A 17,165-nucleotide genomic window follows, 5' to 3' on the forward strand; every position below is an offset into this window, starting at 1 on the left:
TAGGGATAAAAGCGGTCCGCCCGTTACCTCATTGCTTTCGCAGATAACACTGCACCCGCGCCCCCGCATTGTGGCGTACGTTCGACCAGAAAAAATTATAATCGGCAACGTGGTAGTTCTGGGAGCGAAAGAAGATATCGCCGAAAAAGCTGGGCTTGTTGGTATAGAGGAACGCCCCCCTTATCTCCGCCCAGACCAGGCCGGGTATTGGCCCTCCATCAAAGTTGTATAACACCCCGCCCCGATTGAGGGAAGATGGTGCCCGGGTCGTGGCAGTCGTCCAGCTGAGGGGATTGACTACCGCGATGGAGGTGTCGTTGCGTTCCGGATCGGGGACGTAATCTTCCCGGTACGTGCGCCAAGAGACGAAGCAGCCGGTCTGTTCCGGATCGGTACAGACGGGAATGTCCGCGAATTCCCGCTTCCGCACCGGCATTCCTACCAGGTAAGCGACTATGAGTTGCTGATGCAGGGCTTGACCGACGAAGCGGTCCGCAAGTAACCGTATGGCATGGAGGGTACCCTGGCTGTGGGCGGCGATGATGATGGGACGGCCGTGATTAAAGTGGGTAAGGTAGTGGTCAAATGCCGCGAGTACATCGGCGTAGGCCGTGTCAAGGGCTTGCGTTTTTACCGCTGCACCATTATCGTAGAACACACTCAGATTTGCCTGGCGGTAGCGGGGGGCGTAAACCTTTCCGGCCCCGTTAAAAATACTAGCCTGATTGAGGATGGTCGACTTATCGACAGATTCGTTCAGTTTGTCATCCTTCAAACTGGCATTCCATAGTTTGTTATGCTTCCGCGTACCGGCATATATGGTGGGATGAATGAAAAACACATCTGCCCGAGCGATCGCCTGACGGTCTAGGATGCTATCCGCCGGCGTACGGTCCGCATAATCATCGGTGGTCGGTAGCGCGGCCCAGTTACCGGCTTGGCGGTAGTCGGGTGGGGGCGGAACGGGAAATTTGCCTTCCTGCGGAATGACGGGCACCGAGGCACAAGCCGTGGTCAGCAAAAAGACGAAAATGAGTGGCCAGCGGAAAACTGCTACTGCCTTACCCGCATGTCTCCGGAGAGGTAGACGCCAATGAGCGCCAGAATGGCTAAGATTAGGATGGTCATTTGTTTGTTGGGCTAATTGTTGGTACAACCCAAAATAATTGCGATTGGTTCTCATTGCGCAGCCCTTTGTATTACAGCGTACGCAATAGCAGTTCGGGTACGGCCCGCACCTCATCCAGGGAATTATACAGTGGGGCCGGCGCCAAGCGTAGTACTCCCCCCCCGCTTCCGTCGTAGTTATCTTGTCGGTAATCAACTACCAGCCCCGCTGCCGACAACTGGTGCTCCAGGTCCGGGCGGTGACCGGGGAGGTAAACCGACACTTGCGCGCCCCGCTGTTCCGGATCTGCACTAGTGAGGAGTTGCAGGTCCGGAATTTGTGCCAGCTCATCGTACAGGGCCTGGGTCAATTCCTTGCTTCTCTGACGGAGGGCGGCTATACCACCAGCAGCATCAAACAGGGGCAGACCGGCCAGCAGCGGCGCCAGGCCAAGCACGGGAACGGTAGAAACCTGCCAGCCCGCCGCACCGTATTCCGGGATAAATTCAGCCTTCATCGCGAAGCGATCGCTCTGGCGGTGGCCCCACCATCCGGCGAAGCGCGGCAAGTCCGGGCGCTGGGCGTGACGCTCGTGTACGAAGAGTCCGCCGGGTGCCCCCGGACCGCCATTCAGGTATTTGTAATTGCACCAGACGGCGAAGTCGCAGTCCCATTCGTGCAGCGACAACGGTACATTGCCCGCGGCGTGAGCCAGGTCCAGTCCTACCGTCGCCCCGACCCGGTGTCCGGCCGCCGTGATCTCCTCTAAAGGAAAAAACTGACCGGTGTAGTACTGCACTCCACTCCAGAGCACCAGCGCGAGTTCGTCGCCGACCGCTTCGATTGCGGTAATGATGCGAACCGGATCGATCATGCTCTCACCGGGTTCGGGACGCACTTCGATCAGGTGATCGACGGGGTCGAGTCCGTGAAATGCGAGCTGGGCCCGTACGGCGTGCTGGTCGCTGGGGAAGGCACCGCTTTCCATGATGATCTTGCTCCTGCGCCCCGCCGGCCGGAAAAAAGAAACCATCAGCAGGTGCAGGTTGACGGTGAGGGCGTTGGCGGCTACCACTTCCTCCGGCTGTGCGCCGACAATGCGCGCCAGGCCCTCCTGCAGGCGGCGGTGGTAACCGAGCCATCCTCCGTCGGGGCCGCCCCACCAACCTTCTACTCCCCGTTCCCGCCAACTGGCGAGTTCTTCCTGTAATTGCGCTTCCGCCGCGCGGGGTTGGAGTCCCAGACTGTTGCCGCAGAAGTAGATGAGGGGGTTGCCGTCGGGCCCGGCGGGTAGGTGAAACTGGTCACGGAGCATGCTCAGATACGTAATGCTCCCTCTGCGGCCAGGCGACCGCTGCGCATGGCGGCATCGAGGGAGCCGTTGAGTTGTTGGTCGCCGGCCAGGAACACCCGGTCGATCAGGCGGCTGTGAGTTGAATTGTAGGTAAAGGCTACCGAATCGAGTTGCGGCAGGGCGTGCTTTACGTCGTAACGGCGCAGAAAACTGAGGGCGTCGTTGGGTAGTCGGCTGTGGCGCAGTAAGTCCTGCTCGGCCTGAGCGAGAGAGTCCCCGTCCGGGCATTCCTTCAAACTTACGCTGATCAGCGAACCGCCCTGCTTACGGAGCTTATACGACGGGGCAACTTCGTCGAGTACGCAAAAGGTATTAATGGTACTTGTGGGGTCGGCCACGAGGTTGATCAGGCGATTTTCCTTAAGCCGGCGGGTACTGTAGAAGTAGAGGTTAGTGGTGGACTTCCAGGCTAAACTGCTGCCGGCGAGCTGGGGAAAAAGCGGGTCGGGGGCGCAGGCAACAATTACAGCGCGGGTCGGGATGGTACTGCCGTCGTCGAGTCTTACCTGGTCGTCGGCTACGGATACGACTCGGGTGCCGGTCCGAATCTCGGTACGCGTGAGTTTGCCGGCGAGCTGGCGGGCTACCGCTTGTATTCCACCGGCCGGTAGCACGGCGCTTCCCTGAGCAAACATTTTAAGAATAAAGCGAAACATGGCGGCCGGCGTACGCAGTTGCTGCTCCAGAAAAATTCCCCCGAAGAAGGGGCGGAAAAAGCGCTCCACGATCTGCTCGCTGAACCCGTAGCTCCACAGGTAATCGATGGTCGACTGCTCGCGGACGTGCTGAAAACACTCTTCGGGAGAAAGCCGCATGAGCCGGAAGCCCAGTTGGGCCAGGCGGATCTTGTCGTTGAGCGTGCCGACGGGAGAAAGCGCCGAACGAAACAACTGTGCCGGTTCGCGCAGGGGATCGGCAAACCGAAAGTGTTGTTGCCGCATGTGTACGTGGCCACCGGGGCGGAAGGCCTGCACGCCCAGGGCGTCGAGGTCCAGGTAGCGTTTCACCTCGGGATACTCCGTGAGCAAGACCTGAAACCCACGGTCGAGCAGGAATCCGTCCACCTCATCGGTACGCAACCGTCCACCTACTTCATCCGCTGCTTCCAGCAATACGGGAGAGTGGCCCGCGGCTTCCAGGGTGAGGGCTGCGATCAGGCCGGCCGCTCCTCCACCTACGATTACGTACTTAGCTTCGTTCAAATCCGGGGTTTTGTCGCTGCAAAGATGATAAACAAAGGTTAAGCGTACCAGTTATGACGCCGAATTCCGTCGGTCGGCCATTAAGTACGCGTACCGCAGGAACACGCCGTAGGAAAGCACCATGCTGATGACGAGCCCCTCCCGCCCGTCGCGAAAGCCCCCCTGGAGCACGTAGTGCTTGAAAAACCGGTAGACGGGCTTCACCAATAGGTGGAACGCACCAACCCGGGGTGTGCGGCCGGCGTGATCCCGGGCGCTCCAGCGGGCGTAGCGCCTGGTTTTGTCGAGGAAGTGGTCGAGGTCCTTAAAGGTGTAGTGCAGTAGCCGCCCCGTAAGCTTCCCCACTTTCAGCCCCGTCAAGTCGATCTCTTCGTGCACCTGCTTGGTGTTGTAGCGAGCGCGGTCGCGGTGAAAGAACCGCACCACCTTGTCCCCCGCCCAGCCGCTGTGGTAGATGCGGCGGCCCATGAAGTGGTTGTCCCGGCCGATCCAGTACGCGTCGGCGGGGCGTTCGGGGGCGGCCAGCAGTTGGTCGATCTCGGCGCGCAGGGCGGGAGTGACGATCTCGTCCGCATCGAGAAGGAGGATCCACTCGTGACGGGCCCGGGCGATGGCCCAGTTTTTTTGATCAGACGGGCCTGCGTATTCGCGCTGCACCACATCTACCTCGGGGCTTGCCGCCAGCAACTCGGCGGTGCCGTCGGTACTGAAGCTGTCGACCACAACGAGATCGTCGCTCCATCCTGCTACGCTATCCAGGGACCGGCGGATGATATCGATCTCGTTGAAGGTGGTATAGATGATGGAGAGGGGCCGGGGGGGCATTAGCAACTCAGTTGTCCTTCGCTTACGGAACCGTAGGCGACGAAGTAGGGGTTACGCAGCACTTCTTTATTGTACACCAGTTCCTTGCCGGTGCCGTCATCGACCAGGTGTCCTCCGGCTTCGAGCAGGACGGCGTGGGCGGCGGCGGTGTCCCACTCCATGGTCGGGGCGAGCCGGGGGTACAGGTGAGCCTCGCCGCGGGCCAGTTCCAGGATTTTAAGGGAGCTACCGCGACTAACGATTTCGGGCTCCGTCAGTTTGTCCATAAATGCCTGGGTGGCGTCGTTGAGGTGACTGCGGCTAGCGACGACCTTCAGTCCCGCATCCTGCATGGTGAAGGCAGCGGCCTGAATGCGGTCGCCCCCGGCACGCCACGCTCCCCTACCCTGTGCGGAATAGTAGAGCTCGTCCGTGACCGGTACGTAAACGGCGCCGAGTACCGGCCGACCGTTCTCGATCAGGGCGATGTTGACCGTAAACTCTCCGTTGCGCTTGATGAATTCCTTGGTCCCGTCGAGGGGGTCGACCAGCCAGAAGCGGGTGTACTGCCGGCGCTCGGCGAAGGGGACATCCTTTCCTTCCTCGGAAACGATGGGGGCCTTTAGTACCAGGTCGTTGAGTCCAGATACAATCACGTCGTTGGCCGCTTTGTCTGCCTTGGTCAGTGGGCTATCGTCGGCCTTTTGTTCCACCCCAAAATCTTCGGATTCATAAATCTTTAGGATGGCGGCCCCTGCGCGGCGGGTAATTTCACCGACTTCAGCGGCGAGCTTTAGGTAGTCTATTTCCATGGGAAGGTTGAAATGTAAAATTTGAAGTTTGCAATTGCCACCCTGCTATCCCTTAAGTGCCCAGACCAGAAAATCTCCTACGACCTTTCCCCAGGTTTCCGGTTCGTGCTTACCGCCTTCTACCTCTACGTAGGTCATGTCGAGGTCGGGTTTCAGGCCTTTTTTCTGGAGGATGGCCATGAGGTGGAGGGTGTCGTCGATGGAGTCGATCACCCCGTTGTTGTTGCGGTCGGAAGTTTCGTCATCGGTGCCCGCCATAAACCAGAAGCGGTTGGTGATGGCCTTATTGGAGCGACGGACATAGTCGTGGACGATGCGATTGGCGTCCGGTTTTTCGGGATTGAAGGGTTTGCTGCGGTACCAGAGCGATCCGCTAAAGATGCCCGCGGTACGAAACTGCCGGGGTTTGCGCCAGGCGATGTCGAAGGCACTGAGTCCGCCCAGGCTGAATCCGGCAATTGCCCGCCGGTCGGGACCGTGGTAGATGTTATACCGATCTTCCAGCCAGGGCACGAGTTCGTCGGTGACAAATTTCTCGTAGGCGCCGGCCATATCTCCGCGCCCTTGATCATCCTTGCGGGCCGCGGTGCCGAATTCCCGGAGGCGGTCGCCCGCGTGTACACCGACCACGATGGCGGGGGGAAGCTTCTCCCGTTTATAGATCTTGCGGAGGCGTTTGGGAAAGCCCATTCGCTCCAGGTCCTGCCCGTCGTTAAAGATGACCAGCGAGAGCAAGCGCCACGGGGGCACGGTGCGCCGATACACATCGACGACGACCGGGCGCTGGAGGTGGGTGCTCGCGATGGTATACCGTCGGCGCAGCAACCTCTTGCGTCGTGAGAGGATACTGCCGACCAGTTGCTTGAAGAAGGTTACCGGGTTCACGGTGCGAAGGTAGCGGTATTACGGGGTTTACTACCTTGACCGCGCCTAACTTCGTTAACCATGCAGGAAACTTACACCGAATTTTACAGCCACCACCTCGGTCACAACGTGAAGGTGCTCACGTTTGGCACCCGCGGCTACCCGGTGGTAATTTTCCCCACCACCCTGGGCAGCTACTTTGAGGCGAAGGATCGTGGCATGATCGAAGCGGTTCGCTGGTTCGTCGAGCGGGGGTTTATTCAGGTGTTCTGCCCCGACAGCATCAACAACGCCAGCTGGTACGCCAACATTCACCCCCGCCACCGGATCGAGCGCCACATTCAGTACGATAAATTCCTTTACGACGAGTTTATGCCGCAGATCCGTTACAATACGCCGGTGGGTCGTGTGGCCTGTGCGGGCATCAGTTTCGGAGGGTTCAGCGCCACCAACTTTGCCTTCCGCCACCCGGAAGCCGTAAGTCACCTGTTCTGTATGAGCGGCGCCTTCGACATCAAGCCCTTCCTGCGCGGCTACTACGACGATAATGCCTACTTCAACAATCCCGTCGATTTTATCCAGGGAGCCAACGATCCCCACTTATGGGACATGAAGATCGTACTCGGCACCAGCAACTGGGACATCTGTCTGGATGCCAACCTGAAGTTCAGCAATCAGCTGCGGCACCGCGGCATCGATCACTGGCTCGACGTACGGGGCAACGTGGAGCACGACTGGCCGCTGTGGCTGGAAATGTTCCCGCACTACGTTAGCCTTATTTAGGAATTCGTCAGACGAGGGAGAAAAACTCGATCTGCACCGTGTCCTCGACGTTGATGCCCAGTAAGGGCGCGGCGCGGCCCAGATTCACGGCGATCTCGAGCAGGCCGTCGGAATCAAACCGACAGAGGGGCTCGCCTTCGGGCACATCGTGGTAGCGGAAGCTCAGGCCGTCGAGGGGGCTCATGCGCTTGACCAGCAGCTGAAACCCGCGGCCTTCCCCTACTTCCTCGAAGAGGCGGCGGGTGATGTTGGTGGTTACGTTATCGAAGCGGTCGATGAAAACCACGGCACCACGAATGTAATTGGGGCCGATCACCGGTTTAAAGGCCAGCCGTTCGGTGTAGCGGGTAGCGGGCAGGCCGATTTCGTGAAAGGGCTTGCGGCGGGTGAGGTGATTTACCGCGCGGGCGTACACTTCACTCAGGGGCGTATCGGCCTCGTATCCGTCGAGCACGTACGTCTGCTCGGGAATGCTGCCGAAAATGAGTGAAAAGATGCCGTTGTCCGGGCCGATAAAGTAGTGCCCGCCGTGGTAAGTAGCCAAAAATCTGCCGCGGGGCTGGTAATAATCGTATACGCTCAGCAGGTGTACGGTGCCCGTGGGGAAGTGCATCCACACCTTCGTGAACACAAAAGCCGCCCGCACGATGTCGTAGGTGGGGATGTCGTGGCTGATGTCGACCATACGAAGGTCAGGCTGCATGGATAGCAGTTGTGCCTTCAGTCGGGGAAGGTGGAAGTCCTCACGTCCGAAATCGGTCGTCAGGGTAAGTAAGGGAGTGGTAGCAGCAGCCACGACGGATTGGTTTGGGCCGACAAAGAAAGCCCAAGTTTAACAAACACCCCCCCGAACCGGCCACAAACTCTACGAACATTGCTGGCGCATAATGCCGTTATATCGAGAGCGTTAGGACTTTACCGGCCCGGTACTTACCGATCGCGAACGAACGGTACGGATTGCTGGATTGCCTCCCAGTCCTCTACTCCTCTTGTAACCCCGACCAAATTACATGAACCCCACTCCGGCTACCTACCTGCTTCTGCTGCTTCTTGCTGTTTGCACGGCTCCTGCGTCCGCGCAAATTGATATTGAACAAGGAAATTTAGAAGTGCTGACGGACGATCATCCGGTATTCTCCCGTCCGGGAGTGCGCTACCGCAGCCAAAGCCGGGGCGTGTCGATCCGCTACGAGACGCAGCCGACCTTTACCTGGGACGGGGGACAGGGCATTGCGGGTGGAAAGCAAAAAGTGACCCACCTGGAGCAGTTTACCTTTAAGTTTAAGGTGCCGCTGATGAATAGGGTGCGCACCAAAATTCTGCTCGGCTACGAGTGGGATACCGAAAAATATTTCTTTAATGACCCCTACGAAGGACACGAAGGTCAGCAAACCCTGTTTCAATTGCTCGACGAGCGCCGCCTGAAGGCGAACAAACTGTCGGCCTACTTTACCCACAGCTGGGACGAGCGCTTTTATACCTCCGGGCGCTTCCGCATGTCGCTGAATGGAGATTACCAGGGACTGATCGACTTCGACGACATCTACCATACGTATAGCGCCGCGGCCGTCTACGGCAAGAAGGTTGACGAGGACACCGAATGGGCGATCGGCATCACTTATAGCCAGAACAAGGCCCGCAAAATCGCGCTGCCCTTCTTCGTTTACAACCGCACCTTTAACGAGCGCTGGGGGATCCAGACGGCGCTGCCCGGTCAGGCCTACCTGAGACGCAACGTCGGATCCAAACTGGTCAACACCTTCCTGCTCGGAGCTACCTTCGACAGCAAGTACTATGCCCTCAATACCGACGACCGGCCGGGATTCGAGAACCTGGGCCAGTTTTTCCTGAGAAACAATGGCGTGCGTGCCATGCTGCAGTACGAGCATAACCTGTCTAAGTGGGTCTGGGCCTTCGCGCAGGGTGGATACTACATTCCCGTTAATACGAGGTTCAACCCGGCGGAGCAGGTCGATCTCGACATTCGGACCACCGTGGATGCCCGCCCCTTCCTGCGCGTGGGCGTGTTCCTCGCCCCTCCGAAGGACCTGATCAAATAAAAAAGTCCCCGCCGGTGGTTGCCGACGGGGACTTTCCATTTACACTAATCGGGCGTGATTACCGCAAGAATACTTTGCGGGCGGTAGTGCCCTGGTCGAAGCGGAGTTGCAGGATGTACTGCCCGTTGTTCAAGCCGCCGCGGTCCAGCGTATAGGTGGACTGGTCGATGTTGCGGATCTGTGCTACGCGACGGCCACTGATGTCGAATACGTCGATCTGACGGATGAGGTGCTGCTCGGCCGCCCGTACCGTAAAGCCGGCGGTGCCGGGGTTGGGGAAAACGTCAAGGCCGACGGAGGCGCTGGAGATGAGGTTTTCGGTGGAGGTGGATACATTGGCGAGATCGAGGCCGATGTAGGCGCGGGGGACGAAGAAAGCGATCATGGTGTCGATGGACATCTTGGCCCGTTCCGGGTTGAATACGTTGGGGTTTACGAACCCTTCTCCCTGGAAAGCTGCATCTGCGTTGAGGTTTCCACCACCGTTGTTGAATGCTGCAATTCGAGCGCGGGCATCGGCCTCATTCACGTAGTTGTATCCGGCACCCAGTCCGTTACCAACCTGCAGGGGGTACATATTGTCGCGGGAGAGGGGAAAATTAGGACTGAATTCCTGATCCGGGCAGGCAGGCGGATTTTGTAGAGTCCGCATCTGTTGCTTGTAGGCTTCGTTGCGCACGTTGACCGCTACGGAAAGGTCGCTGTAGATGTCGGGAAGGGTGGTAGAGTTAGCCGCTTCCAGACCGGCATTGTTTCCGATTTCGTTGGCGACTTCCAGAATTTCCTCCGTACCGGCTACACAACCGATCACGATGTCTTCGGTAGTAGGGACTACTACGTTGCCGTAGCTGAATGGGGCGAAAATATCGCCGGGGCTGTGGAAACCGAGCGTGAGGGGTTCATCATCCTTTCCTTCGATCCAGTCGATGTCGCCGAGGGCACCATTGCTGTTGATGGACATGGCCACGTTGCTGTTGTACCCTACGTGATTGGGCACGTTGGAAGCGACGCCGGGCTGAAATTCCGCCGGCATCAATCCCTGTGGATCGGCATTGACGTTAATGTCGACGTAAGAAACGTCGTTCTCATCGAAGAAGCGGCCGTCCTCCAATATCTCGTCAATTCTATCCAGGTAAGCGTGCGTCATCGTGACGTAGCCTCCGGTGCCGAGTCCCCAGAATACAATACGGCTCGTATCGATGCGGTAGGGATTGTCTTCTTCCATTACGGACTTGCGGAGATAGCGGGCCAGCATGTGCGCGTCCTGCCCACCGCGGTAGGCGGCCTGGAGCAGGGTGCTCGTCCGCGTGTCCTGATCGCCCCGTGGGTTCCATCCTACCCGGTATTCGGCAGCGATACCTACGTATCCACGGCTGGTCAACTGGGAGGCGAGTTGGACGACGGCTGAATCCTGACGGGTACCGTACAACCCCTGATTGACGTACTGGGGAAGGAAATTGCCGGTGGGGAAGATCACAACCACGGGACGGAGAATCGTTTCATCATCTCCCACAGGCTGATACACGTCCATTTGCAGACTCCGCAGTGGAGTGGCATTGGGATCGCCTGCCTGGGCCCGCGCGATTTCGTAAACATCGATGTTCTGTCCGTAGGTCGCTACCGTGGGGCTGCTGACACTATAGATTGGATCGATGAATCGGTTGTCCTGGGCTTGCAGTGCCGATACGGCAGCCAGCAACAAGGCGAAGAATAGGGTAACATTGCTACGCATATTGGTTGGTTTTAACAACAAAGAATATTAGTGTTATCTCTTGACGAGATTGTAGGTGGCAGATATATAAGCGAGACGGCCGATCCTCGGACCGCCGTACACCTGAAATACCTGATTGTCGAGCAGGTTACTTGCTCCTAATTTGAAGGTAGTCTTGATTCTGGGAACGGTAAAGTTTATTTGCGCGTCCAGCATCCCGTATGACTGTATTGGTCCGGTAAACTGCGGACTGCCCTCAAAGAGATAGGTGTCCACCCACTTGTAATTGACACTGGCACCCAGGCTATTGACCGGATTACCAAACAGATTGAAGGGAATGTCACGCCCCGACACGCCGAGATTGAATTTGTGCTCCGGCGTATTGAAGGCGGGAATAATGGGATCGTCGGTCTGTGTATTCAGTACATTCCAGCTATAGTTTCCGTTAAAGGAAAAATAGTTAGCGAAGTAAAAATTGGAGCCAATACTGAAGCCCTGGGTAGTGACGATGTCCGTTGCGTTAGCAGCTACCCGGTAGGCCTGTTGATCGGAAAGATTACCCTGGAAAATGCTGACGTCCAACCCGAGGTTGAATCCGATAAAGTCGGTGTAGCGGCTGTAGTAATAGGTGGCGTCCACGTAAAGGCTTTTTCCAATGGTGGAACGAGCACCGACCTCAAAGGTGCGCACCTTCTCAGGTTGGATCGGGTCCACATCGAAGTAATCCAGTTGCCCCACATCCGGGATCGGCATGCTGATGACGTCGACAAAACTCTGTACCGTCACCAAGTCCTTGACCCCGTCGATATTCCCAAGTAGGATGGCCCGGCCGACATTATAGAAAAGGTATTGGTCGTTGAGGGTAGGATTGCGAATGGCGGAGCTGAAGGAAGCTCGGAAAGTGGTATTGGGCTGAGGAGAAAACACAACGGAGGCGGCGGGGCTGAAGAGCAAGTCGAAGTTCTGGTTCTTATCCGCGCGTAGGCTCGCGCTGAGCTTGACCTTCGGCAGATTCATTGTACCGCCACCGTAGATGCCAAATTCACTGGTGTTGATGTTGCGTCCCATCGTATCGAGCAGAATCGTACCCTGGCTATTCGGGGTGTACTGGCGAAAGTTGCCACCTATCGTCAGGTCAAGTGCGCTGTTTTCTTGCGGTTGCCACACGGACCGAAACTGCTTTTCTCCGTGGATGTGGTAGAGGGCGCTCTTATCGAAAAAGCGGGTACCTCCCTGACCGAGCAGGGTGGACGTAATGCTATCGAATGCCGCATCAAAACGGGCCGTGCCGGGAATGAACCGATCCTGGGTACCAAAACTAGAGGACATGGCGACCAACTCTCTCGCCTGATCGTGCAAACCGGGCAGCAGCGCCTGTACTTCCGGCGAGGCGTAAAACTCACGCTCAGCCTGTCGCCGTTCGGGAATGGAACAGCCGTTGCACTCCGGAAAGTTTTCCAGGTTGTTGACCTGTGGTTGGATATCCCGGATCCAGGTGTTACGATAATCGGATTGCCAGCGACCATCGGTCTTATGCAGATCCTGCAGACGGAGGGCGGTAAAGTAGGGGTCGTAGCTCTTGCCCGCATCCTCGTGGGTGATGTAGGCACGCAGGAAGAAGTTGTCGCGGTTGCGCAGTTCTACCTTATGCTGGTAGAAGCGAATGTCCTTTAGGCTAAATCGGTTGTCGCCCTGGTACACTGTAGTGCCGGTGCTGTAGTTGGAGCCCACCAGTAGTTCGGTGCTTTCGAGGGAGCGCTCCGGATTGAGCCGAAAATGTACCGCCACGCTCGCCTTTAAATTCTCGGAATTGTAGTCCACCAGATCCTTTTCCGCGTATCCGGGCCGGCGAATGATACCCAGGCCGTTGACGGAGGGAAAACTAAACGAGCGGTTGAATTCATCGCCGTAGCGGTTCACCGCATCGTAGCCGCCGGGATTGTCCCGGCTTAGATCGGTACCGAAAACGGGATCGTAATTATCCGCCTCCCAATCATTGGCGCGGAAGCCGAATAGGTTAAGTTTGTAGGCCACCCACTCCCGACCGGACTTGTTCTTCAGCGCCTGCGCCCACCGAATGCCGCCCTCAAAGAGCTCGCGTTCCGCGGCCTTTACCTGTACGGATAAACCCTGCTGTAAAAAGGGGTCTTTCGTTTCAATAGCGATCACGCCGTTAAAGGCGTTGGGGCCGTAAAAAGCGGAAGAGGCACCGACAACTAGATTCACGCGGTTTACGTCCAGTTCCGAAGCACCGAGGAAGTTACCGAGGGAGAAGTTGAGGCCGGGGCTTTGGTTGTCTACTCCGTCAATAATCTGGAGGGAGCGCACGGGGTTCGTGCTGTTGAAGCCGCGGGTATTCACGATTTTGAATCCTAGGCTGGCGGCCGTGAGGTCCACGTCCTTCAAGCTGCCGAGGCCGTCGTAAAAGTTGGCGGCGGGCGTTTCCTTGATCGCGATCGCATCGAGCGTCTCCACCGTCAGGGCGGCCTGCTGCTGTTTTTCGCTGATGCGGCGGCCCCGCACTTCCACTACGTCGGTAGTGATCGCGTTGTCGCCGAGGCGAACGGTGAGGTCCTGGTCAACGTCCGTGACTTCGAGTTCGGTCGGGGCGAAGCCGATGTAGGAGAACTGCAAAATGGTGGGGAGCCCGCTCACGGTGAGCGTCCAGCCGCCGTCGATGTCGGTGACGGTACCGGTGGTGGTTCCTTTGACCAATATACTGGCCCCGATGAGCGGATCGCCGGTCTGCCCGTCAACGATGGATCCGTTCAGGATGGTCTGGGCGGACAAATTTCCGCAGAGCACCAGCCAGACGGTGGTAATAACTATTGATAGCCTCATTATATACGGCGATTGACTTCGCTACATGATCGAACACACTCGGGGGGCACAGAACCTCCCGCGGTGCAATTTAGTGAAATTTCGCTGGCGTTCACTGTTTTCACTCATTTGGTCGGCGGCGCGCGGGTGCAATGTCGTACGGAAAAGCCATTCCTTCCTGTCGCTGCTGCGGGTTACTTTCATAGTCTCAATTTCCTTACCTTTGCCCGTCTTTACCTATGCAGGAGCTGGAACAACAGATCGATAAAGAACGCCTCCCCCACCACGTGGGCGTTATCATGGACGGCAACGGGCGCTGGGCCCAGGGGCAGGGCAAGCCACGCGTATTTGGCCACCACAGCGCGGTCGAATCCGTACGCGCCACCGTCGAAGCCTGTGCCGAGCTGGGCGTCGGCTACCTCACCCTCTACGCCTTCAGCACCGAAAACTGGGACCGGCCCCAGATGGAAGTAGGTGCCCTCATGCAGCTCCTGGTCGACACCATCGGCAGTGAAATGAAGATGATGCTCGACAACGGCATCCGCCTGGCCACCATCGGCGACACGGACGGCCTGCCGGAAGCCACCCGGGAAGCACTGGCCTTCGGCATCGAGCAGACCAGCCACGGCGAAGGAATGACCCTGATCCTGGCCCTGAACTACAGCGGAAAGTGGGACATCGCCCGCGCCACGCGCCAACTGGCCCAGGAAGTAGCGGCCGGACGGCTGAACCCCGACAGCCTGGATGAAGCGGCCCTCAGTGCCCGCCTGAGTACCCACGACTATCCGGATCCCGAGCTCATCATCCGCACCAGCGGCGAGCACCGGCTGAGCAACTTTTTTCTCTGGCAGGCGGCGTACGCTGAATTCTACTTCAGTCCGGTATTCTGGCCCGATTTCCGCAAGCCCGACCTGTACGCCGCCGTGATCGACTTCCAGCATAGGGAACGACGTTTCGGCAAAACCAGCGAACAACTCAAGCAGACAACCAACCCCTGAGCGTTAGTACCTATCCTTATCCCGACGGCCGGCCCCTCCCGCCGGCAAATTTTAGTAGTATGAGATTAAGCTTTATCCTATTCTGTCTCGGTTGTCTGGTGTGTACACCCACGCTCAGTGCTCAAACAGACTCCCTGGACCTGCCGGTGTTCGACTATTCGGAGCCCCAGACCTTCGAGATCGGTGGAATTAAAATCGAAGGTGCCTACTTCGCCGAGGAGAACGCCATCATCGGCGTCACCGGACTGAGTGTAGGTCAGGAGGTACGGATTCCCGGCCCCGACATTCCCCGCGCCATCAAAAATCTCTGGCGGCTGCGGCTGTTCACCAACGTTTCGATCGAGGAGGAAAAGACGATCGGCGACGTGATCTTTCTGATCGTCCGGGTCGAAGAACGTCCGCGCTTCCTGCGCCACAGCTTCACCGGAGCCAAACAGGGTCGCCACGACGACCTCAACGAGGAGGTGAATAAATTCATCGTTCGCGGAGGTATCGTGACCGAAGACGCCAAGGTGAATGCCGCCGAGGCCATCCGCAACTACTACGTGGAGAAGGGCTACCTCGATGCCGCCATCACGGTAGAAGAAATCCAGGATACCAGCCGCGCCAACTCCGTCCGCCTGGTCTTCGACGTCGAGCGCAATGATCGCGTAAAGATCGCCGACATCAACTTCATCGGCAACACCGCCGTCAAGGACAAGAAGCTGAAAAAACAGATGAAAGAGACGAACGAGAAGAAGAAACTCTTCAAGTCGTCCAAGTTTCAGCCCGAAGAATTCGAGTCCGACAAGGACGCCGTAGTCGCCTACTACAACACCCTCGGCTACCGCGATGCCCGCATCCTCGACGACAGCGTGTACCGCAACGACAAGGGCGAACTGGTCATCGACATCAAGCTCAACGAGGGCAACCAGTACTACTTCCGCGACATCAAGTGGAAGGGCAACTCGATCTACGACAGCGAAACCCTCTCCCGCGTCCTCGGCATCGAGCGGGGCGATATCTACAACGAAGAAGAACTGCAGACCCGACTCACCTTCAGCCAGGACAACGCCGATGTTTCCTCGCTGTACATGGACAACGGTTACCTGTTCTTCAACGTAGATCCCATCGAAGTGGCCATCGAGGGCGACTCCATCGACCTGGAGATGCGCATCTTCGAAGGTCCCCAGGCTACCATCGACAAGGTGGTGATCAACGGAAACGACCGCACCCACGAGCACGTCATCCGTCGGGAGGTGTTTACCCGCCCGGGGGAGAAGTTCAGCCGCTCCGACATCATTCGCTCCCAGCGGCAGATCATCGGACTGGGCTACTTCAACCAGGAAACCCTGGGCATCGAAACGCCCGTCAATCCCGACCGCGGTACGGTAGACATCATCTACACCGTCGAGGAAAAACCCAGCGACCAACTCGAACTGAGTGCGGGCTGGGGCGGACGGCGCGGCGTGATCGGCACCCTCGGCGTTACCTTCAACAACTTCAGCCTCCGCAACCTCTTTAACCGGGAAGCCTGGCACCCCCTACCCCAGGGCGACGGACAGCGCCTGAGCCTCCGCGCCCAGACCAACGGCCGGTTTTACCAGAGCTACAACGCCAGCATCACCGAGCCCTGGCTGGGAGGCAAGCGCCCGACCTCGCTGTCGGTTTCCGCTTTCTACAATAAGTATGACTTCGGCACCAGTACGGTCGCCCGTAAACTGATTATCCAGCAGGCATCCGTGAGCCTCGGTACCCGCCTGCGCTGGCCCGACGACAACTTCGTCTTCCGCACCGGCCTCAACCTGCAGACGCTTACCCTCGACAACTGGGGAGAGCTCTTCACCACCGACCAGAACGAACGGGTCACCACCGGCAATTACAACAACTTCAGTTTCCAGTTCTCGCTCTCGCGGAATACGGCAACCGATCCGATCTTCCCCCGTCAGGGTTCCAACATCGAGCTATCGATTCAGGCCACGCCCCCCTACCGCAGTTTAGGTATCCGTAACAACCCTGAGAACCTGGAGACCGTGGAAGAGCGCTTCCGCTACGTCGAGTACCACAAGTGGCGCATGAACGCGGAATGGTACACCCCGCTGGCCGGCAAACTGATCCTCAAGACCCAGGCCAAGATCGGCTACCTCGGTGCCTACGACGACGCGGTAGGCGTAAGCCCCTTCGAGCGCTTCCAACTCGGCGGCGACGGCGTCAACAACCAACAGTTCGCCTTTGCCGGTGTCGACATCATCAGCCTGCGCGGTTATGAGATCGAGGACCTGACCAACAACTTCGTCTACGACGCCGCCTCCGGTGGAAACCGCAAGATCGCCACGCCCATCTTCAGCAAGTACACCGTCGAACTTCGCTACCCGCTGTCGCTTAACCCCTCCAGCACCATCTTTGTCCTCGCCTTCGCACAGGGTGGAAACGCCTGGCGCACCGCCCGCGACTTCAATCCTTTCGACCTGAAGCGTAGCGTCGGCCTCGGTGCCCGCGTCTTCCTCCCCATGTTCGGCACCCTCGGCTTCGACTGGGGCTATGGCTTCGATAAGGACAAGGAATTTTCGGAGAACAACAAGATGAGCACCTTCAACATCATCCTGGGTTTCGAACCGGAGTAAATAAAAATCGCCGTGCAACATGTTTCATGCGGCACGGCGATTTTAA

At 57.9% G+C, this 17,165-nt stretch carries 13 protein-coding genes; 4 read left to right on the forward strand and 9 right to left on the reverse strand.

All coding sequences use genetic code 11. The features are described from left to right. Positions 1-28: 28 nt before the first annotated feature. The 6 genes from GGR28_RS13750 to GGR28_RS13775 all read right to left on the reverse strand — a co-directional run bounded on the left by GGR28_RS13750 (position 29) and on the right by GGR28_RS13775 (position 6,165). Complete coding sequence (locus GGR28_RS13750) at positions 29-1,021, reverse strand: DUF3089 domain-containing protein (RefSeq protein WP_183496385.1); 993 nt, start codon at positions 1,019-1,021, stop codon at positions 29-31. Positions 1,022-1,199: 178 nt separating this feature from the next. Beyond that, positions 1,200-2,423 carry a kynureninase gene (gene kynU, locus GGR28_RS13755; protein WP_183496386.1) on the reverse strand — a complete coding sequence of 408 codons (1,224 nt, stop codon included), beginning with the start codon at positions 2,421-2,423 and terminating at the stop codon, positions 1,200-1,202. Positions 2,424-2,425: 2 nt separating this feature from the next. After that, the gene (locus GGR28_RS13760; protein WP_183496387.1) at positions 2,426-3,664 is read right to left on the reverse strand and encodes an NAD(P)/FAD-dependent oxidoreductase; all 1,239 of its coding nucleotides are present in this window, start codon (positions 3,662-3,664) and stop codon (positions 2,426-2,428) included. 51 nt (positions 3,665-3,715) lie between these two features. Beyond that, complete coding sequence (locus tag GGR28_RS13765) at positions 3,716-4,489, reverse strand: glycosyltransferase family 2 protein (protein ID WP_183496388.1); 774 nt, start codon at positions 4,487-4,489, stop codon at positions 3,716-3,718. Then, positions 4,489-5,280, reverse strand: coding sequence for a 3'(2'),5'-bisphosphate nucleotidase CysQ (gene cysQ / locus GGR28_RS13770; protein WP_183496389.1), 792 nt, complete (start codon positions 5,278-5,280; stop codon positions 4,489-4,491). Before cysQ ends, GGR28_RS13765 begins: the two co-directional genes overlap by 1 nt. A gap of 45 nt (positions 5,281-5,325) precedes the next feature. Then, positions 5,326-6,165, reverse strand: a complete 840-nt coding sequence (locus GGR28_RS13775) for an alpha/beta hydrolase (protein WP_183496390.1) — start codon at positions 6,163-6,165, stop codon at positions 5,326-5,328. 60 nt (positions 6,166-6,225) lie between these two features. Here GGR28_RS13775 and GGR28_RS13780 point away from each other — a divergent pair, with 60 nt between their 5' ends. Then, the gene (locus GGR28_RS13780) at positions 6,226-6,927 is read left to right on the forward strand and encodes an alpha/beta hydrolase-fold protein (protein ID WP_183496391.1); all 702 of its coding nucleotides are present in this window, start codon (positions 6,226-6,228) and stop codon (positions 6,925-6,927) included. A 7-nt stretch (positions 6,928-6,934) separates the two neighbouring features. Here the strand turns inward: GGR28_RS13780 and GGR28_RS13785 are convergent, their stop codons facing one another. Then, entirely contained in the window at positions 6,935-7,723 is a 789-nt protein-coding gene (locus tag GGR28_RS13785) for an SAM hydrolase/SAM-dependent halogenase family protein (protein ID WP_183496392.1), read from the reverse strand. Between the two features lie 214 nt (positions 7,724-7,937). Between GGR28_RS13785 and GGR28_RS13790 the strand changes: the two genes are divergently transcribed. Further along, positions 7,938-8,987, forward strand: a complete 1,050-nt coding sequence (locus tag GGR28_RS13790) for a hypothetical protein (RefSeq protein WP_183496393.1) — start codon at positions 7,938-7,940, stop codon at positions 8,985-8,987. 58 nt (positions 8,988-9,045) lie between these two features. On the opposite strand, the gene GGR28_RS13795 is transcribed toward GGR28_RS13790, so the two are convergent. Then, positions 9,046-10,719, reverse strand: coding sequence for a T9SS type A sorting domain-containing protein (locus tag GGR28_RS13795; RefSeq protein WP_183496394.1), 1,674 nt, complete (start codon positions 10,717-10,719; stop codon positions 9,046-9,048). A gap of 33 nt (positions 10,720-10,752) precedes the next feature. Then, positions 10,753-13,539: a TonB-dependent receptor gene (locus tag GGR28_RS13800; protein WP_183496395.1), complete on the reverse strand. Its 2,787-nt coding sequence runs from the start codon at positions 13,537-13,539 to the stop codon at positions 10,753-10,755. A gap of 227 nt (positions 13,540-13,766) precedes the next feature. Between GGR28_RS13800 and GGR28_RS13805 the strand changes: the two genes are divergently transcribed. Together GGR28_RS13805 and bamA are read left to right on the forward strand one after the other, a co-directional pair. Next, the gene (locus GGR28_RS13805; RefSeq protein WP_183496546.1) at positions 13,767-14,516 is read left to right on the forward strand and encodes an isoprenyl transferase; all 750 of its coding nucleotides are present in this window, start codon (positions 13,767-13,769) and stop codon (positions 14,514-14,516) included. Between the two features lie 59 nt (positions 14,517-14,575). Next, complete coding sequence (gene bamA, locus GGR28_RS13810) at positions 14,576-17,119, forward strand: outer membrane protein assembly factor BamA (RefSeq protein WP_183496396.1); 2,544 nt, start codon at positions 14,576-14,578, stop codon at positions 17,117-17,119. The last annotated feature ends 46 nt before the right edge of the window (positions 17,120-17,165 follow it).

Origin of the sequence: Neolewinella aquimaris, from assembly GCF_014197245.1 — a bacterium.
GTDB classification, from domain to species: domain Bacteria; phylum Bacteroidota; class Bacteroidia; order Chitinophagales; family Saprospiraceae; genus Neolewinella; species Neolewinella aquimaris.